The sequence below is a fragment of the Bauldia sp. genome, from assembly GCF_965232525.1.
Classification (GTDB): domain Bacteria; phylum Pseudomonadota; class Alphaproteobacteria; order Rhizobiales; family Kaistiaceae; genus Bauldia.
In genome coordinates this window covers 1,249,459-1,273,913 of the sequence record NZ_OZ246980.1, presented here as the reverse complement: position 1 = coordinate 1,273,913, position 24,455 = coordinate 1,249,459, and the positions used below count along the sequence as shown (strand labels likewise).

General features: G+C 63.3%; 26 protein-coding genes and 1 pseudogene. 6 read left to right on the top strand and 21 right to left on the bottom strand.

Annotation, left to right across the window (positions count from 1 at the left end; genetic code table 11):
- Positions 1-8: 8 nt before the first annotated feature.
- The 6 genes and pseudogenes from ACO076_RS06080 to ACO076_RS06055 form a co-directional block, all read right to left on the bottom strand.
- Complete coding sequence (locus ACO076_RS06080; protein WP_421725831.1) at positions 9-980, bottom strand: WD40 repeat domain-containing protein; 972 nt, start codon at positions 978-980, stop codon at positions 9-11.
- Positions 977-1,351, bottom strand: a complete 375-nt coding sequence (locus tag ACO076_RS06075; RefSeq protein WP_421725830.1) for a VOC family protein — start codon at positions 1,349-1,351, stop codon at positions 977-979. The genes ACO076_RS06080 and ACO076_RS06075 overlap by 4 nt, the downstream gene beginning before the upstream one ends.
- A 17-nt stretch (positions 1,352-1,368) precedes the next feature.
- Complete coding sequence (locus tag ACO076_RS06070) at positions 1,369-2,394, bottom strand: CobW family GTP-binding protein (protein WP_421725829.1); 1,026 nt, start codon at positions 2,392-2,394, stop codon at positions 1,369-1,371.
- Between the two features lie 96 nt (positions 2,395-2,490).
- Positions 2,491-3,021: a VOC family protein gene (locus tag ACO076_RS06065; protein WP_421725828.1), complete on the bottom strand. Its 531-nt coding sequence runs from the start codon at positions 3,019-3,021 to the stop codon at positions 2,491-2,493.
- 67 nt (positions 3,022-3,088) lie between these two features.
- Complete coding sequence (locus ACO076_RS06060) at positions 3,089-4,690, bottom strand: ABC transporter substrate-binding protein (protein WP_421725827.1); 1,602 nt, start codon at positions 4,688-4,690, stop codon at positions 3,089-3,091.
- Between the two features lie 43 nt (positions 4,691-4,733).
- Positions 4,734-5,481, bottom strand: a pseudogene (locus tag ACO076_RS06055) (SDR family oxidoreductase).
- A gap of 122 nt (positions 5,482-5,603) precedes the next feature.
- Here ACO076_RS06055 and denD point away from each other — a divergent pair.
- On the top strand, positions 5,604-6,587 hold the full coding sequence (gene denD, locus ACO076_RS06050) for a D-erythronate dehydrogenase (protein WP_421726681.1): 984 nt from the start codon (positions 5,604-5,606) through the stop codon (positions 6,585-6,587).
- Positions 6,588-6,610: 23 nt separating this feature from the next.
- Here the strand turns inward: denD and ACO076_RS06045 are convergent, their stop codons facing one another.
- From ACO076_RS06045 to ACO076_RS06000, 10 genes are all read right to left on the bottom strand, one after another.
- Complete coding sequence (locus ACO076_RS06045) at positions 6,611-7,579, bottom strand: 2-hydroxyacid dehydrogenase (protein ID WP_421725826.1); 969 nt, start codon at positions 7,577-7,579, stop codon at positions 6,611-6,613.
- A 30-nt stretch (positions 7,580-7,609) separates the two neighbouring features.
- On the bottom strand, positions 7,610-8,503 hold the full coding sequence (locus ACO076_RS06040; protein WP_421725825.1) for a DMT family transporter: 894 nt from the start codon (positions 8,501-8,503) through the stop codon (positions 7,610-7,612).
- 14 nt (positions 8,504-8,517) lie between these two features.
- On the bottom strand, positions 8,518-9,273 hold the full coding sequence (locus ACO076_RS06035) for an SDR family NAD(P)-dependent oxidoreductase (protein WP_421725824.1): 756 nt from the start codon (positions 9,271-9,273) through the stop codon (positions 8,518-8,520).
- 158 nt (positions 9,274-9,431) lie between these two features.
- Positions 9,432-9,917: a MarR family winged helix-turn-helix transcriptional regulator gene (locus ACO076_RS06030; protein WP_421725823.1), complete on the bottom strand. Its 486-nt coding sequence runs from the start codon at positions 9,915-9,917 to the stop codon at positions 9,432-9,434.
- Between the two features lie 60 nt (positions 9,918-9,977).
- Positions 9,978-10,559, bottom strand: a complete 582-nt coding sequence (locus ACO076_RS06025) for an NAD(P)H-dependent oxidoreductase (RefSeq protein WP_421725822.1) — start codon at positions 10,557-10,559, stop codon at positions 9,978-9,980.
- A 106-nt stretch (positions 10,560-10,665) separates the two neighbouring features.
- Positions 10,666-12,075 (bottom strand): FAD-binding oxidoreductase, encoded by a 1,410-nt coding sequence (locus tag ACO076_RS06020; RefSeq protein ID WP_421725821.1) that lies wholly within the window; start codon positions 12,073-12,075, stop codon positions 10,666-10,668.
- Positions 12,076-12,148: 73 nt separating this feature from the next.
- Positions 12,149-13,465, bottom strand: a complete 1,317-nt coding sequence (locus tag ACO076_RS06015) for a cytosine deaminase (RefSeq protein WP_421725820.1) — start codon at positions 13,463-13,465, stop codon at positions 12,149-12,151.
- A gap of 3 nt (positions 13,466-13,468) precedes the next feature.
- Complete coding sequence (locus ACO076_RS06010) at positions 13,469-14,350, bottom strand: ABC transporter permease (protein ID WP_421725819.1); 882 nt, start codon at positions 14,348-14,350, stop codon at positions 13,469-13,471.
- Positions 14,347-15,168: an ABC transporter ATP-binding protein gene (locus ACO076_RS06005; RefSeq protein ID WP_421725818.1), complete on the bottom strand. Its 822-nt coding sequence runs from the start codon at positions 15,166-15,168 to the stop codon at positions 14,347-14,349. Before ACO076_RS06005 ends, ACO076_RS06010 begins: the two co-directional genes overlap by 4 nt.
- 95 nt (positions 15,169-15,263) lie before the next feature.
- Entirely contained in the window at positions 15,264-16,283 is a 1,020-nt protein-coding gene (locus tag ACO076_RS06000) for an ABC transporter substrate-binding protein (protein WP_421725817.1), read from the bottom strand.
- Positions 16,284-16,582: 299 nt separating this feature from the next.
- On the opposite strand from ACO076_RS06000, the gene ACO076_RS05995 reads away from it, so the two are divergent.
- The 4 genes from ACO076_RS05995 (at position 16,583) to ACO076_RS05980 (ending at position 20,047) form a co-directional block, all read left to right on the top strand.
- Positions 16,583-16,981 (top strand): RidA family protein, encoded by a 399-nt coding sequence (locus ACO076_RS05995; protein ID WP_421726680.1) that lies wholly within the window; start codon positions 16,583-16,585, stop codon positions 16,979-16,981.
- Between the two features lie 57 nt (positions 16,982-17,038).
- Positions 17,039-18,382 (top strand): 8-oxoguanine deaminase, encoded by a 1,344-nt coding sequence (locus tag ACO076_RS05990; RefSeq protein WP_421725816.1) that lies wholly within the window; start codon positions 17,039-17,041, stop codon positions 18,380-18,382.
- A 98-nt stretch (positions 18,383-18,480) separates the two neighbouring features.
- Positions 18,481-19,092 carry a hypothetical protein gene (locus ACO076_RS05985; protein ID WP_421725815.1) on the top strand — a complete coding sequence of 204 codons (612 nt, stop codon included), beginning with the start codon at positions 18,481-18,483 and terminating at the stop codon, positions 19,090-19,092.
- A gap of 28 nt (positions 19,093-19,120) precedes the next feature.
- Positions 19,121-20,047, top strand: a complete 927-nt coding sequence (locus tag ACO076_RS05980) for a DUF5996 family protein (protein WP_421725814.1) — start codon at positions 19,121-19,123, stop codon at positions 20,045-20,047.
- Between the two features lie 18 nt (positions 20,048-20,065).
- Here the strand turns inward: ACO076_RS05980 and ACO076_RS05975 are convergent, their stop codons facing one another.
- Positions 20,066-20,620: an AAA family ATPase gene (locus ACO076_RS05975; protein WP_421725813.1), complete on the bottom strand. Its 555-nt coding sequence runs from the start codon at positions 20,618-20,620 to the stop codon at positions 20,066-20,068.
- A 58-nt stretch (positions 20,621-20,678) separates the two neighbouring features.
- Between ACO076_RS05975 and ACO076_RS05970 the strand changes: the two genes are divergently transcribed.
- Complete coding sequence (locus ACO076_RS05970) at positions 20,679-21,476, top strand: creatininase family protein (protein ID WP_421725812.1); 798 nt, start codon at positions 20,679-20,681, stop codon at positions 21,474-21,476.
- A gap of 9 nt (positions 21,477-21,485) precedes the next feature.
- Here the strand turns inward: ACO076_RS05970 and ACO076_RS05965 are convergent, their stop codons facing one another.
- The 4 genes from ACO076_RS05965 to ACO076_RS05950 form a co-directional block, all read right to left on the bottom strand.
- The gene (locus ACO076_RS05965) at positions 21,486-21,908 is read right to left on the bottom strand and encodes a hypothetical protein (protein WP_421725811.1); all 423 of its coding nucleotides are present in this window, start codon (positions 21,906-21,908) and stop codon (positions 21,486-21,488) included.
- 73 nt (positions 21,909-21,981) lie between these two features.
- Positions 21,982-22,734, bottom strand: coding sequence for an SDR family oxidoreductase (locus tag ACO076_RS05960; RefSeq protein ID WP_421725810.1), 753 nt, complete (start codon positions 22,732-22,734; stop codon positions 21,982-21,984).
- A 79-nt stretch (positions 22,735-22,813) separates the two neighbouring features.
- Positions 22,814-23,707 carry an alpha/beta fold hydrolase gene (locus ACO076_RS05955; protein WP_421726679.1) on the bottom strand — a complete coding sequence of 298 codons (894 nt, stop codon included), beginning with the start codon at positions 23,705-23,707 and terminating at the stop codon, positions 22,814-22,816.
- Complete coding sequence (locus ACO076_RS05950) at positions 23,707-24,381, bottom strand: GNAT family N-acetyltransferase (RefSeq protein WP_421725809.1); 675 nt, start codon at positions 24,379-24,381, stop codon at positions 23,707-23,709. The genes ACO076_RS05955 and ACO076_RS05950 overlap by 1 nt, the downstream gene beginning before the upstream one ends.
- Positions 24,382-24,455 lie beyond the last annotated feature (74 nt).

Sequence of the window (24,455 nt, the reverse complement as noted above, 5' to 3'; positions counted from 1 at the left end):
CCGCACTGTCACTCGATCAGTTCGACTACACCGGCAGCCCCGGTCTCGCTGCCATACGCCAGCCGATCGCCACGCCGGCTCCAGGCCAGCGCGGTGATCGGACCATCGATCTGGTACCGCGCGCCCGGTCCAGCCGTCTCGACGAAATCGGCGACGGCTACCAACCCATCCTTGTAGCCGATGGCCACCCGTTCCTTGCGCGGATGGCAGGCGACCTGTGTGACCAACACGTCGCGCGAGCCGACCTGAAGCGGTGGCTTGCCCTGCGGGCCGTCCTTGAGATGGAACGGCCAGAGCACGGCGGCGTTAGCGCCCGAGGTGACCAGGAAACGGCCCTTTGCCGACCAAGACAGTGAGCGGGGTTTGGCCGGGTAGCCGCTCATCCGCATGTCCTTGCCGTCGCTCAGCCGCCAACCGTGGAGCTGGTTTTCCTGCATGGCTGTGACCAGGTACTTGCCATCCGGCGAAAACGACGCGGCGATGTGCGGACCGTCCCAGGCAAGTTCGGTCGGCTCGGCCTCGGTGCCCGGCCACCACAGGGTCACGCCGTTGTAGCGGGCAATCGCGAGGCGTAAGCCTTTGGACGCGAACGCCAGACCGCCCGCGGCGTGAGGGAGATCCAGTGCCTTCTCGCGCTCTTCCGACAGCAAGACAACCACCTGACGGCCAAGGGCATAGGCGATGGCCTCGCCGGACCCAGTCGCTAGACGGTCAATCCACTTGCCGGTGTGTTTGGCCATGGTGGTGACCGTGCCGTCAGCGCTGGTGGCCGCGATCAGGCCGTCGTCGCCACCAGTGACAATGCTCTTGCCGTCAGTGGTCGGCGTGGCGGCGAGGATCGCGCCGTCGTGGACGCCAACGATCCGCGCGACCTCGGCGTCGACCATCCGGACAGAGCCATCGCCCAGAGCGAACGCCACGGTGTCGCCAAGAAAGGCGGCGTCTACCACGTAGGCGCCGAAGGCCATGTCCGGCTTCACGACATCGGCTCGCCGATCTCGATGGCATGGCCATCTGGATCATAGAAACGGAAGACCCGCTGTCCCCACGCCTGTCGTTCCAGGCCATGGATCAATTCAACCTGATCCTTCAGAGCATCGAAGCGGGCATCGATGTCGTCGTCCTCGAAATAGAGAAGCAGATTGCGAAGACCGTAGGTGTCTGGAGCCTCGCCTCCTGAGCCTTCCCACACCATCTGTGCCAACGCGGTGCCGTCATGAATGGCGAAATTGCCTTGAAACTGGACAAAGTTGTCATGTTCCACGGTGACGGTGAGACCGAGGATGTCGCGGTAAAAAGCCTTCGAGACGGTGATGTCCCGTACAAACGGAATCGGGTTGACGAAGCGCATGCCAGCCGCCGACGCACCTATTTGGCCGCGCAGGCGCCGAAGCCGGCGGTGAGCAGATCGACGTCGAGGTTGCGGCCGATGAAGACGAGGCGACTGTCGTGCGACTCGTCGTCCTTCCAAGGGCGCTGGTGATCGCCCTCGACGATCATGTGAATACCCTGGACGACGTATCGGTCCGGATCGTCCTTGAAAGCAATGATGCCCTTGAGCCGCAAGATGTCGGGGCCGAAGGCCTGGGTGATCTGCTGGATCCACGGGAAAAACAGGTTGGGATCGAGAGCGCCGGCGCGGAGCGACAGGCTGGTCACCGACGGGTCGTGCCGGTGGTGATGGTCATCATCATGATGATGGTCATGATCATGATCCCCGCCGTCGTGATGGTGGTCGTGATCGCTGCCTTCGAGGAAATCCGGATCGAGTGACAGGATGCGATCGAGCTGAAACGCACCGCGGTCGATCACCCGGTCAAGGGGGATCGCGCAGCGTTCGGTGTGATGGACGATGGCGTGGCGGTTGATCGCCCGGATGCGGCGCTCGACCTCGGCAAGTTCCTCTGGCGAAACCAGGTCTGTCTTGTTGAGAAGAATCACGTCAGCGAAACCGATCTGGTTCTCGGCTTCGGGGCTGTCGCTCAACCGGGCGGTCAGGTGCTTGGCATCGACGATCACGACCACGGCGTCGAGTTTTGCCTTGGCGCGGACGTCGTCGTCCATGAAGAAGGTCTGGGCGACGGGCGACGGATCGGCGAGACCGGTGGTCTCGATCAGGATGCCGTCGAACCGACCGGGCCGTTTCATCAGCCCCTCGACCACCCGGATCAGGTCGCCCCGCACCGTGCAGCAGATGCAGCCATTATTCATCTCGTAGACCTCTTCGTCGGACTCGACGATCAGGTCGTTGTCGATGCCAATCTCGCCGAACTCGTTGACGACGACCGCGTAGGTCTTGCCGTGGTTCTCGGAGAGGATGCGGTTGAGCAGCGTCGTCTTTCCGGCGCCGAGGTAGCCGGTGAGCACGGTGACGGGGATCTGGGGGTCAGCCATGGAGGGTCTCCGCAGCGGGAACGGCGCAGAACGCACCGCTGCTCGATATAAGCGACCGATGCCGGCAATGCCATGTCGGGAGGTTGGTCGGCGCTTCTATCTTTCGGCAAGCAGGGCGTCGACGTCGAGGCGCTCGGTGACCATCGCCAGCGACCCGTTTGGGTCTCGCGGCCACGCCTCGCGCGGGCGGTCGACATAGAGCTCGACGCCGTTGCCGTCCGGATCGCGCAGGTAGAGCGCCTCGCTGACGCCGTGATCGCTGGCGCCATCCAGCGGAATCCCTGAGTTCATGAGGCGACGCAACGCGTCCGCCAGCGCAGCGCGGTCCGGATAGACGATCGCCAAGTGGAACAGACCGGTGGACCGGCGCGGCGGCGGAGCGGCACCAAGGCTCTCCCAGGTGTTGATGGCGATGTGGTGGTGATAGCCGCCAGCCGAGACGAACGCCGCCTGCTCGCCGTAGCGCTGCATCAGTTCAAAACCGAGAACACCGCAATAGAACCCCAGCGACCGCTCGAGGTCGGCGACCTTGAGGTGGACGTGACCGATCCGGACACCCGGATCGATCGGCCCGGCGCCTTGCGGCTCCGAGGTCGTATCGGTCGTCGCGCTGGCTTTGTCGGTCATCAGCACCTCCGAGATCGGCTGTCCGGTGACGTAGGGTCTATCGGTGCCATCGACATCACCAGCCTGATCACTCCTCCGCGAGGTCGACCGACTGGAAGCGATAGCGCCCCATGGGATCGACGACGAAGCCCCGGACCCGGTCGGAGACCGCCGCCGTGACCGTCGCGTGGGCGATTGGCAACCATGGCGCCTCATCGACGAAGATCGTGAGGGCTTCGGCGTAGACCGCGTCGCGATCCGGACCGGGCGGCAACGCTTGCCCGCGGCGGAGCAGCGCCTCGAATCGCGGACTACACCACTCGGCCCGATTCGAGATGCCCCTCGCATCACAGCCAAGAGGTGCGGCCAGAAACCCGTCCGGGTCACCATTTGCCGCGGTCCACCCAAACAGAACCGCGCTGTCATTCTCCGGATCGATGGATTGCTCGACAAAACCGCTCAAATCTGTCTCCACAACCGTCACATCGACACCGATTGCTTCCAGATCGGCCTGGATCATCTCAGCCGTCCGGATCGGATCGGGATTGAACGGCCGCGCCGCGTGCAACGGCAGCAAACGCAGCGAAACGTTGCCAGCACCGGCATCCGCTAACGCGGTCCGTGCGGCATCCGGGTCATAGCCGGGCACCGACAGATCGGCGCTGTCCGGAACCAAACCCGGGGGGATAGGCGTGTCGGCCGGAATCGCCTGACCGCCGAACACGGCCTCAACGATCGCCTGTTTGTCCACTGCTCGGTTGAGGGCGCGGCGCACCTCGGCACGATCGAAGGGTGGCTGGGTGGTGTTGTAAGCCAGGTAAGTGACCATCGCACCGGGGCTCTGCACGACAGTTGCGTCAGCGTCCACGGGCAGCGATTCGAGATCAGCGGAAGACGGCGCAGCCGCAACATGGCAGTTGTCGGCAAGCAAGCGCGCGACCCTTACGTCCGAATCCGGCGTCGTCGCAAAGACCAATGAATCGAGAGGAGGCGCCCCATTCCAGTAATCGGGGTTGGCGGCAAGTCGGGTGGCGATGCCTTCCTCGTGGTCGACATACCGAAACGGACCAGTGCCCACCGGGGCCTCGCTCAACCGTTGCCGTTCGTCCAATTCAAATAAGACGTCGGCGTACTCTTTCGACAGGATCGAGGCGAAACCGAGCGCCAGATTGGAAAGGAACGCGGACTGGGGACGATTCAACACAAAGACGACAGTCGCATCGTCCTGCCTGCGGATGTCCCGAAGGACTTCCGGCATCGACAGGCCGGAGAAATAGGGCCAGGTACCGCCGCCATAGTCGTAATAGGGATGATCCGGCCTCCATTGGCGCTCGAAGCTGAAGATCACATCGTCGGCGTTTAGCGGCCGGGTCGGCGTGAAAGTCTCGGTGTCATGGAACGCCACGTCGGGTCGGAGGCGGAAGGTGTATTCGAGCCCGTTGTCGGAAACTTCCCACTCGGAGGCCAGCGCCGGCTCAACCGTGGCTGTGCCGGGTTTGAAGCGCACCAACCCATCGTAGAGCGCGGCCGAGACGTCGAGGGTTGTATCGAGGCTGAAGGGTGCCGGATCGAAGCCCTCCGGGCTGCCGGGCGCGCAGTATACCAGCGTCTTCGCCGCGAGAGCCGATGGGACCGCGATCCAGGCCGCAACGGCAAGCGCGAGCGTTGCGCTTCCGGTTCTCAACCCCATCCGTCCCAGTCAGCCCCCAACGCCATCATCGACCGTGTTTCTCCTACCGGCCGCCTGTTACCTCCAGAACCGAGCCGGTCACATAGGATGACTCATCCGACAGCAGCCACACAATCGCCTCGGCCACCTCCTCTGCGGTGCCGGCGCGGCCAAGCGGCGTGGTGACGCCGAGTCGTTCCGCGCGATCCGGCGAGCCGGCATCGGCGTGGATGTCCGTGTCGATCAGCCCGGGTCGGACCGCATTGACCCGCACGCCTTCTCCGCCGAGTTCTTTGGCGAGGCCGATCGTCAGCGGTTCGAGGGTTCCCTTGGTCCCCGCGTAGTCCACGAACTCGTTCGGCGCGCCAAGTTTGACCGCTGCCGAGGAGAGGTTGACGATGGCGCCACCCTTGCCGCCACGGTTCCAGGGCAGACGTCGTGCCGCCTCGCGGGCGACCAGAAACGCGCCCAGTACGTTGACATCGATGATCGACCGGAAAGCGATCGATGGCCATATCCGCGAAGGGCGATGCGGGCAGGATGATGCCCGCGTTGTTGACGACCCCGTCAATCGACCCGAACGCCTCGGCCGCGCGATCGAACAGCTCAGCGACGTCGCTCTCTTCGGCAACATTGCCTTTGATCGCCATTGCGCGACCGCCAGCCGCCTCGACTGCCGCGCCGGTTGCCGCCGCAGCTTCGTCGTTCCCGGCATAGTTGAACGCGATCGACCAACCGCGTCGCCCCCCAAGGCGGGCTGCCGCCGCCCCGATTCCCCTAGCCCCGCCGGTGATGACAATTGTCTTGCTCATTGCGCCCCCTACTTGTTGATCGGCCGCTCGTCACGACGCTGCCACGCTGTATAACGGTTCCGCCGTCGATTCGAGCCAAATCGGTTCCGTCACGGACACAAAGAAAAAAGGGGAGCAACGAAATGCATGTGACAATCATCGGCGCGGGCGGGATGGTCGGCTCAAAACTCGCCACCCGACTGGCCGAAGACGGCCAACTCGGCGAAAAAGCCATCGCCAAGGTAACCTTGGTCGATGTTGTCGAACCGACGCCGCCGGCGGATGCTCCCTTCGAAATCGAAACGATCGCAACGGACCTGTCCGCACCTGGAGTCGGCGCTTCGCTCGTCGCACCGCGGCCTGATGTGATTTTTCACCTGGCGGCCATCGTCTCCGGGGAAGCCGAGACCGACTTCGAGAAGGGCTACCGCGTCAATCTCGACGGGACCCGTGGCCTGTTCGACGCGGTCCAGGCGTTCAGCAATCACTATGTTCCCCGCGTGGTGTTCACGTCGTCGATCGGCGTGTTCGGTGCGCCGTTCCCCGAGGCTATCCCAGACGATTTCCACCTCACGCCGCTCACCTCCTACGGGACTCAGAAGACGATCGGCGAGTTGCTGCTTGCCGACTACACGCGACGTGGCTTCATGGATGGCGTCGGGATCCGCCTTCCAACCATCAGCGTACGCCCAGGTAAGCCGAACAAGGCGGCGAGCGGGTTCTTCTCAAACATCATCCGCGAACCGCTCGCCGGCAAGGAAGCCGTCCTGCCGGTATCGGAGGAGACGCGGCATTGGCACGCGAGTCCGCGGTCAGCGGTCAACTTTCTCATCCATGCAGCGACGCTTGACGGCGAAGCGATCGGCCCGCGCCGCAATCTCACAATGCCGGGTATTTCAGTTACGGTCGGCGAGCAGATCGACGCGCTGCGCAAGGTTGCCGGCGACAACGTGGTCAAGCGGATCCGTCACGAACCCGACGAGATGATCATGGGTATCGTCAAGGGCTGGCCGCAGCGGTTCGACCCGCAGCGGGCCCTCGCGCTCGGGTTCCAGGCCGAAGCGCGCTTCGAGGAAAACATCCGGATCCACATCGAGGACGAGCTTGACGGCAACTTCGTCGCCTGATCGGCGCGTCATCGCTACCCACTTCAGTCGCGGGGCGGCACCGGCGTCTCCGGAACCGGGGTCAACGGCGGCTTGCCATCGAACCAAGCCACAAGGTTGTCAATCATCAGCTGTCCCATGGCATCGCGGGTGTGGATCGATGCGGAACCGACGTGAGGCAACAGTACGGCATTGTCCAGCGCGAGCAATTCTTCCGGGACGTTAGGCTCGTCCGCGAAGACATCGAGCCCCGCCGCGCGGATAGTGCGCCCCGCCAGCGCCGCGATAAGCGCCGGTTCGTCAATCGCGGAGCCGCGACCGACGTTGACGATGATTCCCTCGGGTCCCAATGCCTCAAGAACGCCGGCATTGATCATACCGGCGGTTTCCGGCGTTCCGGGGACGACAACCATCAGCGTATCGACGGCGGCGGCCATCTCGGTCAGATCATCGTAGTAGCGGTAAGGCGCGTCCGGACGTTCGCGACGAGTGTGATAGACGACTGGCACCGTCATCGCGTCCAGCCGCCGGGCGATCGCCAGACCAATCCGACCGAGGCCAACGATGCCGACGGTGCGATTGCGCAACGTACCGGTCAGCGGGTAGGCGCCCTCGCCGACCCACCGGCCGGCACGCAGATAGGTCTCGGCCGCCGGCAGTTCGCGCGCCGTGTTGAGGAGCAGTCCGAGCGCCGTGTCGGCCACCTCCTCGGTCAGCACATCCGGCGTATTGGTCACGACAATCTGGCGCTCTGCTGCTCGCTTGAGATCGATCCCGTCATAGCCGACGCCGAAATTGGCGACGATCTCGAGGTTCGGCAGCCGCTCGAGCAAAGCCTGATCGACACCCAGATGGCCGCCGCGGGCGATACCGCGAATGGCGTCGCCGTGATCGGTCAGAGCCTTCTCGAGGTGGGTCTCGTCTAGCGCCAGATGTACGTGGGCGTGACGCACCAGCGTCTTCAGGGTGGTGTCGTGCAGTCCGCCCAGCACCAAGATATCGACTTTTTCCATGGACGCCCCGCTTTCTCGTCGCGCAGCAGCCTACGCACTGCCGCGCACCCGTTCACGATAGAGGATGTAAAGCGCGCTGCCGATGATCAGCGCGGCGCCGAACAGGGTAGACCGGTCCGGCAGCTGATCGAAGAATACATAGCCGGCAAGGGTCATCCACAGCAACTGCGTATACAGGAACGGCGACAGAACCGGCGTTGGCGCCAAGCGATGGGCGTGGATCAGCATCCAATGGCCAATGCCACCGATGATGCCGGTGCACACCAGCACGATGGCAACTGTCGCCGATTGCGGCCACTCCGCCGTCGGCAGCGCTATCGGGGCGAGCAGCACGGATGGAACGAGCGCCGAGAACAGGATCATGCCTTCGGCCGAATCGGTCGCGGCGAGATGACGGGTGATCAGCATGTAGCCGGAGACCGACAGCATGGCGGCGATGGAGTAAAGCATCGCCGGCTCGAAAGCTTCGGTTCCCGGCCGGATCACCACCAGGACGCCGATGAAGCCGACCACAACGGCCACCCAGCGGCGGGGACCGACCCATTCGCCGAGCAGCGGCCCGGATAACGCTGCCATGACGAAGACGGCCGCGAACATTATCGATGCGGTCTGATCGAGCTGGAGCGTGCGAATGGCGAGGAAGTTGAAGACCGTGGAGGAAAACAGGAACGTCGACCGGATGATCTGAGCGACCGGTCGTTGGGTTCGGTAGAGCGACGGTTTCCGCCATGGCCGCAGGACCAGGAAGGCAAACACCGCATGACCGACGAAGCGAATCCAGGCGATTTCCAGCGCCGGCAGAAACGCGGTCAGGTATTTCGCCGCGGTATCGAGCAGCGTGAACATCAGGACCGCGCCGCAAATCAGCGCGATTCCCTGGAGCCGACGGGTTGCCTCTCCGTCCGAGTCGGATGGTATCGCCAATCCCTTCCGCGGCCCTAGTAGGTGGCCCGTCCCCCCGAAATGTCGAACGTGAAACCGGTGGTGAAGGAACAATCGTCGGAAACCATGAAGGCGATCGTCGCGGCAATCTCCTCCACGAGTACGAGGCGTCCGCGCGGTATCTTGGCGACCATGTAATCGATGTGCTCCTGATTCACCTGCTCCAGGATCTTGGTCTTGGCCACGGCCGGGCTGATCGCATTGACCGAGATGTCGTGGGCGGCGGTTTCCTTGCCGAGTGATTTGGTCATGCCGATCACGCCGGCCTTGGACGCGGAGTAGGCCGCGGCGTTGGGATTGCCCTCCTTACCGGCGATCGAAGCGATGTTGGCGATCCGCCCATAATTGCGCTCGATCATGCCCGGCAGGACGGCCTTACAGCAGTTGAACTGGCCGTTGAGGTTGACGTCGATGACCTGAGCCCAGTGATCCGGCTCATAGTCCCAAAGCGTTTTCGGGTCGCCGGCGATCCCGGCGCTGTTGACCAGGATATCAATCTGACCGAAGGCTTCCAGCGTGTTGCCGCAGGCGTCTTCGACCGATCCATAGTCGGCAACATCGGCCCCGACCGCGATAACCTCGCCCCCGCCCGCCAACGCTTCGGCGGTCTCCCGGGCCCGCACCTCATCCCGGTCCCAGATCGCGACACGGGCGCCCCCGGCCAACAAACGCTCCACCACCGCACGGCCAATACCCTGTGCGCCGCCGGTGACGACCGCAGCGCGGTTCGTGAAGTCATAGTGATTGGCCATGCGGCGAGTCCCCCTGTCTGAACGGCTCGCGATCCTAGTGCAACGCCGCCGCTATTTCACCGGCTTTCGCGGAAAAGGCGTTCGAGAAGGCCGTGCGACGCCACAGCCGATCAGACCACAGGTTCGCGCTGGTGCGGACGATTCGGTCGGGAAAGCTTTCAGGCAGAGGCCTTGCCGGCACCGTCCTCGACAAATTCCTTGTCGTCACCGTTGGCGGCCGCACCGAGGTTGCGCTCGACCTGGCGCAGGAGCTTGCGAAGACGCTTGCGATCCTTATCGTCGATCCCGGCGAGCGCATCCTTCTCGATACGCTTCCAGACCTTGTCGATGGAACCGATCGCTTTGCGACCCCGATCGGTGAGGAAGACGAGGGCCTGACGCCCGTCCCCTTTCGAGGCCTTCCGTTCGACGTAGTCCTGAGCCGCCAAACGAGCGATCATCTTGGTAACTGTAGGCGGCTGCACGCCGAGCGCGCTGGCCAGATCGCTCATCGATTGGCCATCCTTGGCTTCAAGAGCCTTCAGCAGATTCTCTTGACCGGAGTGTAGTTCGATGCGCGACAGGCGGCTCCCGGCGCGGACGCGGTAGACGTGCGCGGCCTGAGCGAGGCGGAACGTAACCGTGCGACGATGATCGAACCCCATAAATTATGCGACTAAGTGAAAAACGTGTCGGTGTGATGACAGTTGCCATCGACCCTGGCGTCAGAAGCTGCGCATGGTTGCAGCCACCTTTTCAACGAAGGCGGTTCGGGTCGATTCGGTGTTTCGGTTCATGTCGTAGAGCGGCAGATAGACGGTTCGGGCCATCGGATGAATGATGGCGCGCAGCGCCCGTTTGGTAAGCCGCCGCGGGGGATCGCCGAGCAGCGTTGCACGGAGGCGGCTGCTGCCATAGGTGACGACGGCTCCGAGTTTACGGATGTTGAAAAGGTGCGGCTTGACGTTGCCGTCAATCAGGCGGAACGCGACACCGGGCACCAGAACGCGGTCCATGAACCCCTTAAGGATAGCCGGGTAACCGAAGTTCCAGACTGGGTGGACAAGTACGAGCGCTTCCGCCGCCAGCAGCCGGTCGACGTAGGACTGGACCGGCACCTGGCAAATCGCCTCGTCGTGGTAGTTAATCCGCTCCTCCCGACCCATCACCGGGTTGAACCCCTCCGCGTAGAGATCGCAATCGTCGATCACGTGGCCGGCGGCCTTCAGGTTATCGACGACCGTTCGGTGGGTCACCGCGTTGAAGCTGGTTTCGACCGGGTGGGCGTAAACGACGAGAATGCGCATCTCAGGCCATGTTTCTTGTTGGGACTGGTACGACTGGCGCCGGGAAATGAACGAACGAGGCGCTCGCGATAACGAGAGCGGGTGTTTCGACAATTGTCATGAGGACTCAGCGGGCGTCCTGCAAGCCCGGAAACAGATAAACCTGATCAGTATCCCAATCGAAATCCGGGTTCTCCCAAGCCACCATCTTGCCGGGATTGAGCAAACCGTTCGGGTCGGCTTCGCGCTTGAAGGCAAGCTGCACGGCATCGGTTTGCTTCATCCCACCCTCCTCGAGGGTGTAGCGGTGCGGATTGAAGATGATGCAGCCGTTGTCTTCGTGGAGACGGATGATCTCGTCCAGCCGCTCTTCGGTGGTGAACCGAACGATCGGCAGGCCCATGCAGACCACCGCGCCGTCGAAGCGGACGAATTCGAGGTGACCCGGAACCTCATCGCCAAGCAGTTCCGTCATCCGCTGAACCGTGTCGAGATGGTTCGGCGAGCGGTGAAGGACCTGCAGGTAGGTGATTGTCGGGTCAACCCGGAGGCCGCGCAGCGTCGTGTGGTTCCAGGAAAGCTCGTAGACGGGCGGCAGGCCCTTCTTCTCTTCATCCGTCGCCGTGTCCGATCGATAGCGGATCTGCGCCTTCTCGCGGGCGGCAAGCGCCGCGAACGGCGTCATCGCGTGCGGCGCCGCCAATAGCAGCACCACCGAGTCGGTCTCCTTTAGAAGCTTCTTGTGACGCAGAAAGTAGTCGTGCGGCACTGGAGCGGCGACGGCAGCGATCTCCTTGAAGAGCAGGCCATCCTGGTTGGCCATCAGGTCCGCGAACCGGACCGCGTCCATGTAGTCGTCGAAACCAACGATCACATCGACCCAGTCATAGGCCGCATCCAACGGAATGGTGACTTCGGTGATGATGCCGTTGGTTCCGTATGCGTGCATGACCTTCTGGAGATCATCGCCCTCAAGCTCGAGTACGCGCGGCTCAGCTTCCATGGTGACCACGCGAAGCCTGATAACGTTGCCGACATCGCGCAAGCCGCCCCAGTTGATGGATCCGATCCCTCCCGACCCACCGGCGATGAAGCCCCCGATCGAGGCCGTGTGATAGGTCGATGGGAACATCCGCAGCTCCTGACCGGTCTCGCGGGTCTTTCGGTCGATGTCGGCGAGCACGGCGCCCGCCTCGGCGACCGCCCAACCGCGCTCAATCCTCGTTACCGCGTTCATTTCACTGAGGCTGAGCACAACGCCACCCGAAAGCGGCATCGCCTGGCCGTAGTTGCCCGTGCCGGCGCCGCGTGGAGTGACCGGCACGCCAAGGTCGAAGCAGGTCTTGAGAACCTGCACCACCTCGGCCTCGTTTTTAGGTGAAACGACAAGATCGCCGGTGACGTGATCGAGTTCGCGCTTGAGCACAGGGGAATACCAGAAGAAGTCGCGGCTCTTCTGTTTGACGATCGCGGCATTGTCTTCCACGTGAATCCCGTCGAGCGCGGACTTCAGCTGGTCGAGGTCGATTGCGTTCATCAGAGCAGCTCCATCAGGGATTCTATGCGAGACGGCCCGTGGCGTCGTTGATGCCAAACAAGGCGGACAGGCATCACGCGTTGCCCATCAAATCGTCGAGTTCGCGGTAGTCGGGCAGCGTGCGGTCGATCGCCAATCCGTCGCGCAAGACAGTGCGGTCAGCCTGCGGCCGTGACAGCAGTTCGGTCCAGGTGCGCGCCCGGAACAGCACAAGATCAGCCGGCCGACCGATGGCAATGCGGCCGTGATCGCTGTCGCTGATGATGTCCGCTGGCACTTTCGCGATCCGATCCGCCCAACCGCCAATCGGGTGATCGAGGTGAAGGATACGCACCGCCTCGCGAAGCACCTCGATCATGTCCATGTCGCCGTAGGCATAGAAGGGATCGCGGGTGTTGTCCGATGCGATCGCCACCGGCACATCCCGCGCCGCGAGTTCGTGGACGAGGGTCGTTCCGCGCCAATAAGGCGTCGCCCCGGCGCGGCGACCTTGGAGGTACATGTTGCACATAGGCAGCGAGACGACGGAAATGCCGGCCTCAGCCACGCGCGCCATAGTGGCTTCGGCGTCTGGCTCCGGTTGCCGCGCCAGCGAACAGCAGTGTCCGGCGACAATCCGGCCCGGGAAGTTGTTGCGGATCGCCGCTTCGGCGATGTGGTGCAGCGAGCGCGCGTTCGGATCGGCGCTTTCGTCAACGTGGAAATCGAGGTCGAGCCCGCGATCCGCGGCCCTGCGCATGATGTCGTCGAGGGTCTTGTCGAGGTCAGGCACCATGAAGGTGACCACGCCGAGAACACCGCCATACTCGGCGACCGTGTCGACGATTTCGTCGGCAATGGTGGCGTCCTGCATGTGGTCGATCGCCAGCAGCGAAACAGCCTGAAGTGCGATCCGATCCGCCCATTTGTCCCGCATCTCCGCGAAGACCGGCCATGAAATGCGATGCTGGGGTGGCGCGGAATCAAGATGCGTGCGCAGCAGCGACGTGCCGTGCGCGTAAGCGGTTCGCAAGCTGAAATCCATGCGCCGGGAGACGTCCGATGCCGACCACCGAGCACTCCGGTCAGCATGGGTGGCCTCGATCGCACCGTCGAAGGTGCCGTCCGGGTTGGGCTGCCGCGGCCAGATATGGCCCTTGTCGATATGGGTGTGCATGTCGACGAAGGTCGGCCAGGTCATCCCCCAGTCGAGATCGACATGGGGGAAGTCGCGCTGACTTCCGGGCGGATTCACTGATTCGATCACGCCGTCGTTGACGACGATATCGACGGCCGCGAGTCCCTCGCCATCCGGCGGGTCTGGAAACTCACTGAGAAGAACGGCGGGAACGCGGGTGTTGACGATCGCGAAACGCGGCGAGTGCGGAAGCGCGGCGAAACCCAGATCCATGGCTCAGTTCTCGCGGCGAACGGCACTCTCGTGCCATTTGCGTAAGAGGAGATGCGACACCAGGCTGGTGGCGAAGAAGATCAGGATGCCGGTTAGCGACAGGAGGACCAGCGCCCCGAACAGACGCGGGATGTTGAGCCGATATTGGGACTCCAGCAGACGGAATGCCAGTCCGGAGCCCGCTCCCGCGGTGCCCGCAGCAAACTCGCCGACGACAGCGGCAATCAACGCCAGTCCACCGGCGATCCGCAGTCCAGCCAGGAAATAGGGCAACGCGCTCGGGAGCTGGAGGTGGATCAGGGTCTGCCACCGGCTCGCGCCGTACAACTCGAACAGGTTGAGCAGATTGTGATCGGTGCTGCGCAGCCCCTGTGTCGTATTCGACAGAACGGGAAAGAACGCGACGATCCAGGCGCAGATCAGGATCGCGCTCTGGGTGGTCGGGGCATAGATCAGAATGAGCGGCGCGATGGCGATGATCGGGGTCACCTGCAGAATAACCGCATAGGGGTAAAGCGCCAGCTCGATCCAGCGCGATTGCGCCATCAGGATCGCCAACGCGACTCCTCCGACCAGAGCAATCAGCAGGGCGGTGAAGGTGATCTCGACTGTGATCCAAAGCGCCGACAACAGCACCTGCCAGTCGGTGATCAGCGCTTCGGCAACCCGAACCGGGCTGGGCAGGATGTAGTGGGGAACCTCGTTGACGGTCACATAGACCTGCCAAACGAAGATCAGCAGCACCAGCATGATCACCGGAACGAGATACCGAACCAGCCGCGTCGACGGCTTCCGCGGCGCCGGCTTCCGCGGCAGCCTGATGTCCGGCGGATCATCCGCCGCCGCATCGACGATATCGCCGTTCTGGGCCTCGGTCGCGGTCATGGGTGCCCGCTGTCCTCCATGGCGGCGTGCAGCATCGCCGACGTCTTGCGGCAGTCCTCGGCATAAGCGGCCGAGGTCCTGAAATCTTCATTCCGCGGATAGGGAGCGTCGATGGACATCTCGTCGAACACACGACCGGGTCGCGCCGCCATGACGACAATGCGGCTGGATAGATAGACCGACTCGAACACCGAATGAGTCACGAAGATCACCGTCCAGCCGAACGTCTCCCACAACTGGAGGAGGTCGTTGTTGAGCTTGAAGCGGGTGATCTCGTCGAGCGCCGCGAACGGCTCGTCCATTAACAGAAGCTTCGGCCGTGTGATCAGGGCCCGGGCGATCGAAACCCGCATCTTCATGCCGCCGGAGAGTTCGCGCGGATAGGAGTCCGCGAACTTGCTCAAACCGACCTGGCCCAGGGCTTCCGTAACGTCGCCGCGCGCAGCCGATTTGGAAACGCCCTTGAGGCGCAAGGGCAGCCAGACATTATTGAACACCGTCGCCCAGGGCATCAGGGTTGGCTCCTGGAAGACGAAGCCGATCTCGCGGTCCGCGTTGCCCGAACCATTGGAACGATCAGGCCAGCCGACCGAGCCGGAGGTAGCATCGCCCAGCCCAGCGATGATGCGAAGAACCGTCGACTTGCCGCAGCCGGATGGCCCCAGCAGGCTGACGAACTCGCCCCGCCGGACGTCGAGCGACATATCCGAAAGCGCGACGGTGCCGTTGGAGAAGACCTTCGACACACCGTTAAGCGAGACGATTGTCTGCGCGTCCGTTGGCCCGGTCGGTGCAGGCGCGAGCGCGACATCACTCACGTGATCACTCCATTCAGCTTAAATTGCGGCCGTCAGACCGATCCATCGATGCCGGCGCCGGCCGAGGCCGGCACCAACCGATCCCGGTCTCCGGGTTACTCAGATTTCAGCTCGGCGCCGACGTTCTTGCAGGCGAAGCCATCGTCGGCGACCTTGGCGTAGTCGATGTCCGCTTGGACGACCCCCGCTTCGACCATCTTTTCGTGGAAGCTCCTAACCTGCTCCATCGACAAACAACCGATTCCACCAGTCTCGGCGGCGCCCGAGTCGATCAGCCCGAAGTCGCGCATCTGCTCGATGCTGAAGGCGATCTGACCGTCGGTCATCTCCGGATTGTCCTGCTTGATCAGGTCGTTGGCGGCGGTGTTGTCGCCATAGAGATAGTTGTACCAGCCGATGATCGACGCATCGACGAAGCGCTGGACGACGTCGCGGTTGGCCGCGATGTAGTCGGCCTTCACCTCGATCATCGTCGACGGCGTGTCGAAACCGGCATCGGCCATCAGGAAGAGCTCAGGCACGAAGCCGCCCTCCCGCTCGATCGCATAGGGCTCGGAGGTGATATAACCCTGCTGCGCCGACATCTTGTCCGCCAGGAACGGCGCCGGGTTGAACGTGTATGGCTTGATCTGTTCGTCCCTGAAGCCGGGGAAAGCCGCCTTCATCCACTGGAAACCGGTGCTGAACAGATCCTTGCCCATGAAGATCGTCGGCAGCTTGGCGAGATCGGCAAAGGTTTCGACGCCCGAATCGGGGTGAGCGATGAGGACCTGCGGGTCTTTCTGGAAGATCGCTGCGACGGCGACGACCGGAATATCCTGCTCGGCCGCTGAGAAAGAGCCAATCAGGTTGCCCTGCATGTAGAACTGGATCCGATCCGCCATCAGCAGGGCCTGATTAGCCGCATTCGGTCCGCCCTGAACGATGGTCACGTCAAGACCGTGCGCCTCGTAAGTGCCATCGGCGACCGCCTGATAGAAGCCGCCGTGCTCGGCCTGCGCCAGCCAGTTCGTCCCGAACGAGACCGCATCGAGCTCCTCGGCGGCGGCCGGTCCGGCCAAAGCGACCGCAAGGCTTGCAGCCAGCCCGACGGTCAGACTGTGAACTTTCGTCATGTTGTCCTCGCACTCCTCGATAATCGGCGACGTCCTTGACGCCGCACGACGTTGTTTTGGCGGGCCTGATGCCCACGAAACCGAACGTGCAACGGCCCGGCTTTTCCAACATGTCACGCAAGCCGCATGCCAAATCCGCTACCTCCGTAGCAACCGACGAAGCTTCGACTGAGGGCGCGACATGACACCCGCGCGGTAATGTAGGGCAATGGCGATGCACAAGAAAGCGGCGGCACTGGCGCGTTTATCGACGCTGCCTCTCTTGTCATCACACAGGCCGGAGTCGTAGCGTGCGCATCATGTTGACGCCGCACAACCCGGAGGTGATCCGCCCTCCGTTTGCCCTCTACAGCCATGGCATCGAAGTACAGGCCGCGAGCCGGCTCCTGTTCTGCTCCGGCCAGCTTGGCGTAAGGCCCGACGACTCGATCCCGGACACCGTCGAGGAGCAAACCGTCCGCTGTTTCGAGAACGTCCGCGCGATCCTGGGCGCTGGTGGCATGACCTTGGCCGACATCGTGCGAATCAACGCTTATGTGACGGACCGGGAGCATCTCCCGGGCTACATGGCGGTTCGCGATCGCTATGTCGCCGATCCGCCACCGGCCTCGACGCTGATGATCGTCTCGGGCTTCGCGCGACCGGAATTCCTGGTTGAGGTCGAGGTTGTCGCCGCGGGAGCCGCCGATGAACGATAGTGTTCGCGGCGCCGTTCGTTGCCCCCGGCCACAGGTCTGGAGTTAGCCGGCAAACCCATGCGTCTGTGGATCAAGGACCCGCTGGCTATTCTTGCGTTCGGCGCCGAGCGCGGTGTCGTTGTCGAGGATGGACGGATCGCCGAGCTCGTGGGTCGCGGCGCAACCCCCGGGCGTCCGGTCGACAAGACCTTCGATGCCGGGCGACACGTGATCATCCCCGGCCTCATCAACACCCACCATCATTTCTTCCAGACACTGACCCGTGCCCATCCGGAAGGGATCAACAAGGAGCTGTTTCCCTGGCTGGAGGCGCTCTACCCGATCTGGGCGCGCAACGTCACGCCGGAGGGATTCCGGCTCGCGACGCGGCTATCGCTGACCGAACTACTGCTGTCGGGTTGCACCTGCGTCTCCGACCACCACTACCTGTTCCCCGCTGGCCTTGAGGACGCCATGGATGTCCAGGCGGAGGAGGCGGAGCGGCTCGGCATCCGGATGACCCTCACTCGCGGCTCGATGAATTTGTCCATCAAGGACGGTGGGCTGCCCCCGGACACGGTAGTCCAGGACGAAGACACCATCCTTGCCGACTGCGAGCGGATCTTGTCGCGCTACCATGACCCAGACGAGGGCGCGATGCTCCAGGTGGCGCTCGCCCCCTGCGCCCCGTTCACCGTGACCAAAAGACTGATGGTCGATACAGTCGGCCTCGCCGAGCGGTTCGATTGCAAGCTCCATACCCACCTCGCCGAGACCCATGATGAGGACGAGTACTGCCTCTCCCATTTCGGCTGCCGGCCGCTCGACTATCTCGAGGAGTGCGGCTGGCTCTCCGATCGGGTGTGGCTCGCCCACGGCATCCACTTCAATGACCAGGAAGTCCGGAGGCTGGGGCGCCATCACGTCGGGGTGTGCCATTGCCCGACGTCGAACATGACGCTGGCCTCCGGCCAATGCCGCACCAAGGAGCTGGAGGAAGCGGGGAGCCCGGTAGGACTCGGAGTCGACGGTTCCGCCTCCAATGACAATTCGAATCTGATGGAGAGCGTGCGTCACGCGCTGATGATCAACCGGCTGACCTACGATGCGGCGACAGTCACGCCGCTCGACGCGTTCCGCTGGGCAACGGAAGGATCGGCGCGCTGCCTCGGCCGCACCGATGTCGGAGCGATTGCCGCCGGCATGCAGGCCGACCTCGCCTTCTACACGCTGGATGAGTTGCGCTTTTCAGGCGCCCACGACCCGATCGCCGCGCTGGTCATGTGCGGCGCCTATGCTGCCGACCGGGTGATGATCGCCGGCAAATGGCAGGTCGAAGATGGCATGCCTATCGGCGTCGACGTCGATCGGCTGCGTTTCGAGCATGGCGAAGCTGCCAGGCGATTTCTAGAGACCTTTTGATAGTGCTCCGGGTTTGTACCGCGGCGTGAAACCTCGGTAAGGTCCTGGATCGCCGACCAAATCGGGTCGGCTCCAAACCGAAGCACTGGAGCACGCAAGTGGTTCACATAATTCGCCAACTCGTCATCGTGCTCGGCGCTGTCGTCCTGACCGGCGGAGGCGCCTTCGCCCAGATTGATCATTGGAACCATGTCATCCAGGACCCGGCGCTGGAGAAGGCTTTTCATCGCGCCCTCAACGAAGTGGCGGAAGAATACATCGCCGAAATGGAGGCGCAGGATCGTCCGGCCGGAATCCTGTTCCTCGATTCCCAACGATTCATCCCACTGGTGATCACCTCCTCGACGTTTCGCCCCGACCTGATCATGGCGATGAAGGCCAAGGCGAACTACATCCACGCCTATCAGGCACGATCAACCGCGGGCGTAACGGTACAGATCGCCGAACCGGCCGGCATTAGCGGTGCCTTGGCCGGCGGCAACTATGTTGGCTTGAGCGTTCCTGAAGGCGGCGAAATCCCCGGCGACGGCGGCGTCATGGTCTGCCCCATCAACAAGGCCGGGCTGAAGTTCATGTATGGCGCTCTCGCCATCGCGAGCCTGGACGAGACCGGACGCTTCCGGGTCGAGGAGGATGGCGTCGACATCGAGGCCTTGCGCGAACGCATCCTGACCGCCACCTACGAGTACTACGGCAACACGCCGGAGTGACATCCAGCCGCCCAACGTAAGGACTCGTATGCCGCTCGAAGCCAAACAGGCCCCGCCGCTGCCGCCGCTCCCCTACGACGAATGGGTCTCGACGAAGGAGACGCTGCACCTGTTCTGCCAGATCATCGGCAAGATCCGGCTGAAGGCCCACCCGAAGCTGAACCACTGGTGGCACGTGACGCTCTACCCCTCGGTGCGCGGACTCACCACTGGCCGTATTCCCTACGGCAACGGCAGCTTCGAGATTCTGCTCGATGTGATCGACCACAGGGTGGTCATCACCACCAGCGACGGCGATCTCGAATCTTTCGACATCCCGGGCCAATCGGTCGCGACCTTCTACACGGCACTGATAGAGACATTGCATCGCCTCGGGATCGATGTCCCGATTCTGGCTGAGCCCTACGACAACAAGAGCACCGTTCCGTTCGGCAACGACACCGAACACGCGGCCTACGACACGGATGCGGTCCATCGCTTCTGGCAGGTGATCAGTGCCGCGAGCACGATCATGGAGATCTACCGCGGTCGCTTCGCCGGCAAATCGACGCCGGTTCACCTTTATTGGCACAGCTTCGACCTGGTGCTGACCCGGTTCTCGGGCCGCGCGGCGCCACTGGAGAACGCACGCACGCAGTCGGATCGGGAAGCCTATTCGCACGAGGTGATCAGCTTCGGCTTCTGGCCCGGCGACGATACCGCACCGGCGCCGGCATTCTATTCCTACACCTACCCCGAACCGCCGGGGCTCAAGGACGCGCCACTCAAACCCGATAGGGCTCTTTGGGTCGAAAAAAATGGCGGCGCGATGGCGATCCTCGCCTACGACCAAATGCGCTCCGCCGACAATCCGGCCCAAGCGCTGCTCGACTTCATGGACAGCGCGTATCAGGCAGGCGCGACCCGGGCCGGTTGGGATATCCCCGGACTGGCGCACGCATACGCCGACGCTTGAGTCGACACCTCGCCTCTTTCAGCGCTCAGCAGCAGCAACAATCCGGTTTGCAGCCTCAGTCGGGTCGATGCGCGTGATGTCGAGGTCAACGGCGTCCGGTTCGTCGAGCGCCAGCAATGGTTTCTGATAGTCCTCCCTGGCGTTGGCTGGTGAAATATCCTTCAGCAACGCCCGGCGCTCGGGCATGGCGATGCGCCGGATCAACTCGTCGAGATCGCATGTGAGCCGAACCGGGAGAAAGCGGGCGTCGCGGCGTTCGGCCGTGCGGCGGATCGCGTGATAGACCGCGATATCGTCGGGATGGTCCAGGGCAACATGGGTGAAGACGAAGCTCCAGTCCGCCGGCGATAACGTGGCAATCGTCTCCAGAACCGCGGCCCGCACTTCCTCAACGCGATCCCAGACGGCATCGGGCAGCGGCTCGTTCCGGTAAAGCCGAATCAGCCGGAAGATCGGGTTGTTGACCGCGTGATTGTCGACGATCCGGGCGCCGGTCGATTCGGCAATCGCCTGGGCAACCGTCAACTTGCCGACGCCGGCGTGACCGGTCAGATAGATTATCGTGTTGTTCAACCGACCGCTCCCGGCTTAACGTCGACCCGCTCACCGGACATCTCAGCAGAGCCATACCATGCTTCCCACCCGACATTGGCAGGACATGACCACACGCGACTTCGCCGATGGCGACACCGCGTCGTGGATAGCGGTTCTTCCCGTCGCCGCCATCGAGCAGCACGGTCCGCATCTCCCGGTCGCGACCGACACCGCGATCGCGGAGGGGCTGATCGCCCGGTCGATCGCGTTCCTGCCAGACGACTTGCCGGTTACTTTCCTCCCGGTCCAGGCGGTCGGCAAGTCGAACGAGCATATCTCGTCACCGGGAACGCTGACCTCAACTTGGGAAACGACGACAAAATACTGGCTCGACATCGGCGACAGTGTGCACCGGGCGGGAGTCCGCAAACTGATCGTGGTCAACGCCCATGGCGGCAACGTGCCGATGGTCGACATCGTCGCGCGCGAACTACGGGTGCGGCACGACATCCTGGTGGTTGCCACCGCCTGGGCGCGCTTCGGCCAGCCGGTGGGCACGTCCGAGCCGGAAGAGGATCTTTACGGCATCCATGGCGGCGACATCGAGACCTCGATGATGCTCCACCTGCGCCCCGACCTGGTGCGCATGGAGCAAGCGACTGACTTCCGCTCAACCCAGCTCGACTTCATCGACGAGTTCGACCACCTGCGCGGCCACGGGCCGGTCCAGTTCGGCTGGAAGGCGCAAGATCTCAATCCGCACGGCACCGTCGGCAATGCGGCCGCCGCCACCGCCGAAAAGGGTAAGGCGGTGGTGGATCACCAGGCAGCCGCCTTCGTCAACCTGTGCCACGACGTCCACGCCTTTGACGTGACCCGACTGTGGACACCCTAGGTCTCGGCGTCAGTCGTCGCTCACGCGGTGGTAATAGAGGGCGCGTCCGTCGTCGGGGGCTCGCATCATCAGGATGTCATCGTTGACTTCGTGGATCGCATAGCGGGAACTGGCGATATCCCGGCTCTCGCCTGTGGCGGCGCAGGTCACCCTTACGTGCTCGCGGAGCAATGCCTTGCCAGCCAACCGCCCGGTCGCATTGATCCATCCCGCGGTGTTGTCACCGGCGTCAGCACAAAGGCTGAGGCCGGTTGACGTCATGTGAATAGTGAAGGTGCCGTTGCTATTCGGCACAATCGACAGTCGATCGACCGAGCCATCTTTGCCGTCGATCGCCGTGTACAAGCCGGCCCAATCGTCGTCGGCGAACGCCGGTCCAGCACTGAGCCCGGCCGCGGCAATCGCGGCAGTCAGCAAAATCCTTGCGGTCATCGTCCCCCTCCCTCGCCTTTTTCGCCAAAGGAGAGATTGCTGCGAAGACGTGAACCTGTCCAGAGGGCGTAAGCTAGAGAGCGAAACCGCCGTCGGCGAGGAAGATCTGGCCGGTGGTGTAGGCCGACTCGTCGCCGGCAAGGTATACTGCCAGCGCCGCGATCTCTTCGGCCGTGCCAAGTCGACCCATCGGCTGGCGATCGACGAATGCCTGCCGTACCTCGGCCTCCGGCTTGCCGCTTTCCTCAGCCAGGGCGGCGATCCGCCCATCGAGCGACGGCGACTGGATTGTGCCCGGACAGATGGCATTGGCACGGATGCCCTGGCGGATGAAGTCGGCGGCAACCGCCTTGGTGAGCCCAACGACGGCAGCCTTGGACGCGCCATACACATAGCGATTCGGGATGCCGCGAACCGAGGACGCGCCCGACGAGATGTTGACAATCGAGCCGCTGCCGCGTTCCAGCATCCCCGGCAGGAACGCCCGGATCGTCCGGTGCATCGCCTTGGCGTTGATGTCGAACGAGAAGTCCCAGTCCTCATCGGTAGTGGTCAGAACAGTGCCGTGATGGACGAAGCCAGCGCAGTTGAACAGCACGTCGACCGGACCGACGGCTTCCGCGGCCGTATTGATGGCTTCCGTGTCGCGAACGTCCAGCGTTGCGGTCTCGGCGACACCGCGGTCGCGAAGATCGACCAGCAGGTCGGGGTTGAGGTCGGTGGCGATGACCTCGGCCCCTTCGGCAGCGAAAGCTTCCGCCGTCGCCCGGCCGATACCGGCGCCGGCGGCAGTGAGAAACGCACGTTTGCCCTTGAGACGATCCATCGGAAACCCCCGTTCATTCTTGTCGGTTGCGCGGCGCGGACCATGGTGCACCGGCACGGACCGGTCAAGCGGTGACATGTCAGCCGGTTTTGGATGCGAACATCCAGTTGAGAACCTGACGCCAGTCGGTCATCCGCAGCGAGATGCCGTGGGTTCCGGAACTGAAATTGACGACGCGGATGGGATAGTCGGAGGCTGCCGCCTTGAGCCGGCGATAGAAATCGAGCTGCGACTTGTAGCCCATCAGCCGATCGGCGCGGGTGTTCGAAATATGGATCGCCGGGCGAGAGTCGTGCGGCAGGGCCGCGAGCTTGCTCAGGAAGTCGCGGTCGGTCGCCGAATCCAGGAAGACGAGACCAGTGATCCGCGACGTCACTTCCGGATCGTTCATCAGGCGCCAGCAGACCCTACCGCCCCACGACGCGCAACCGAGTACCACCGGGGCGCCCGGTGACTGGTTGGCATAGTGGAGCAGCAGCGTCTTGATGTCGGAAGCGCCGCGCCGGCCGAAGTCAGCGAAATCGGGTGACAGGTAGAGGCCGCCGCTCCGCATCATCAGGTTCTTCAGCCGGTTGAAGTTGCCGCCGTGAATCCAGTCGTTGGCACCGGCCTTGCGGTCGGCGCCGCGACCGTGGAGGAAAATGACGATCGCCGAGGCGCCGGGTCCAGTGTTACCCACCGCCACATGGCGGACCCGTCGCCGACCATTGCGGATGACCAGATCCTGCTCGACCGCCTGGGTTTCGAGCGAGACGTATTTCGGGTCAACCTTGAGGCGCCGGGTGATGTCGCGCTGGTCGAGATCGCGCTTCTGATCGTACTCGACCAGAAGTACGTCACCGCCGTCGCTTTGGTCGAGAATCTTCGGGTAGGCGAACAACTCATCCTTGAACGGCGCCAGGGTCAGCGGCTCCGCGACCGCTGGCGTAGCCCACGCAATGGCTCCGACGACAAGACTGGCGGCGATCCGCATCACGACGCGACCAAGGCTCCCATCAGCGACGACAGACTGGTCCGTTGCCGGCCCGTCGCGTCGAAGTTCGACGGATCGAGCCAGGTCTCGAAGGCGGCCTTGCGGGCCGGCCACTCGCTGTCGAGCATGGAAAACCACGCGGTATCCCGGTTCGCCCCCTTCACCATCATATGCTGCCGGAAGACCCCTTCCGCTGTAAACCCGAAGCGGCCCGCGGCGCGTTTCGACGCCGCGTTGTCGTTGTTGCACTTCCATTCGAAACGGCGATAGCCGAGCTCGTCGAACACCCGGTGTGCGAACAGATAAATAGCTTCCGTGGCGCTTCGCGTTCGCTTCAGCCTCGGCGAGAAGGTGATCGCGCCGACCTCAATCACTCCATGCGCCGGCTCGATCCGCATCAGCGCCGCCTGTCCCAGTCCCTCGCCAGTTGCCGCATCCAATATCGCGAAGGTCAGGGGATCGTCCCCGGTCATGGTCGTCTCGGCATGGGCGCGGAAGGCCGCTTCATCGGCAAACGGACCCGCGCCTAGGAACCGCCAAAGCTCGCCGGTCGCGTCCTCCGAATAGGCTGCGTGCAGGCCAGTCGTATGGTCTCGCAACGAAAACGGCTCGAGGCGGGCGTACCGGCCAGCGATCGGTGTTCGTGGCGGGAATGGTGGTGGAGTCCAGGTCAAAGCGGACGTTTCCTTGGGAACAGATAGGCTGCCCTGGCAGAAACCGGAGGGCGATTTGATTCGGGCCGCGTTAT

Excerpts from the sequence above, each read along its gene's own strand:
- ACO076_RS06070 (WP_421725829.1), bottom strand. The coding sequence starts at position 2,394 with ATGGCTGACCCCCAGATCCCCGTCACCGTGCTCACCGGCTACCTCGGC.
- ACO076_RS06015 (WP_421725820.1), bottom strand. The coding sequence starts at position 13,465 with ATGGATCTGGGTTTCGCCGCGCTTCCGCACTCGCCGCGTTTCGCGATC.
- ACO076_RS06010 (WP_421725819.1), bottom strand. The coding sequence starts at position 14,350 with ATGACCGCGACCGAGGCCCAGAACGGCGATATCGTCGATGCGGCGGCG.
- ACO076_RS06065 (WP_421725828.1), bottom strand. The coding sequence starts at position 3,021 with ATGACCGACAAAGCCAGCGCGACGACCGATACGACCTCGGAGCCGCAA.
- ACO076_RS06025 (WP_421725822.1), bottom strand. The coding sequence starts at position 10,559 with ATGCGCATTCTCGTCGTTTACGCCCACCCGGTCGAAACCAGCTTCAAC.
- ACO076_RS05955 (WP_421726679.1), bottom strand. The coding sequence starts at position 23,707 with ATGCGGATCGCCGCCAGTCTTGTCGTCGGAGCCATTGCGTGGGCTACG.
- ACO076_RS05990 (WP_421725816.1), top strand. The coding sequence starts at position 17,039 with ATGCGTCTGTGGATCAAGGACCCGCTGGCTATTCTTGCGTTCGGCGCC.
- ACO076_RS06045 (WP_421725826.1), bottom strand. The coding sequence starts at position 7,579 with ATGGAAAAAGTCGATATCTTGGTGCTGGGCGGACTGCACGACACCACC.
- ACO076_RS06030 (WP_421725823.1), bottom strand. The coding sequence starts at position 9,917 with ATGGGGTTCGATCATCGTCGCACGGTTACGTTCCGCCTCGCTCAGGCC.
- ACO076_RS06035 (WP_421725824.1), bottom strand. The coding sequence starts at position 9,273 with ATGGCCAATCACTATGACTTCACGAACCGCGCTGCGGTCGTCACCGGC.
- ACO076_RS06075 (WP_421725830.1), bottom strand. The coding sequence starts at position 1,351 with ATGCGCTTCGTCAACCCGATTCCGTTTGTACGGGACATCACCGTCTCG.
- denD (WP_421726681.1), top strand. The coding sequence starts at position 5,604 with ATGCATGTGACAATCATCGGCGCGGGCGGGATGGTCGGCTCAAAACTC.
- ACO076_RS06060 (WP_421725827.1), bottom strand. The coding sequence starts at position 4,690 with ATGGGGTTGAGAACCGGAAGCGCAACGCTCGCGCTTGCCGTTGCGGCC.
- ACO076_RS05995 (WP_421726680.1), top strand. The coding sequence starts at position 16,583 with ATGTTGACGCCGCACAACCCGGAGGTGATCCGCCCTCCGTTTGCCCTC.
- ACO076_RS05960 (WP_421725810.1), bottom strand. The coding sequence starts at position 22,734 with ATGGATCGTCTCAAGGGCAAACGTGCGTTTCTCACTGCCGCCGGCGCC.
- ACO076_RS05970 (WP_421725812.1), top strand. The coding sequence starts at position 20,679 with ATGCTTCCCACCCGACATTGGCAGGACATGACCACACGCGACTTCGCC.
- ACO076_RS05980 (WP_421725814.1), top strand. The coding sequence starts at position 19,121 with ATGCCGCTCGAAGCCAAACAGGCCCCGCCGCTGCCGCCGCTCCCCTAC.
- ACO076_RS05965 (WP_421725811.1), bottom strand. The coding sequence starts at position 21,908 with ATGACCGCAAGGATTTTGCTGACTGCCGCGATTGCCGCGGCCGGGCTC.
- ACO076_RS06000 (WP_421725817.1), bottom strand. The coding sequence starts at position 16,283 with ATGACGAAAGTTCACAGTCTGACCGTCGGGCTGGCTGCAAGCCTTGCG.
- ACO076_RS06020 (WP_421725821.1), bottom strand. The coding sequence starts at position 12,075 with ATGAACGCAATCGACCTCGACCAGCTGAAGTCCGCGCTCGACGGGATT.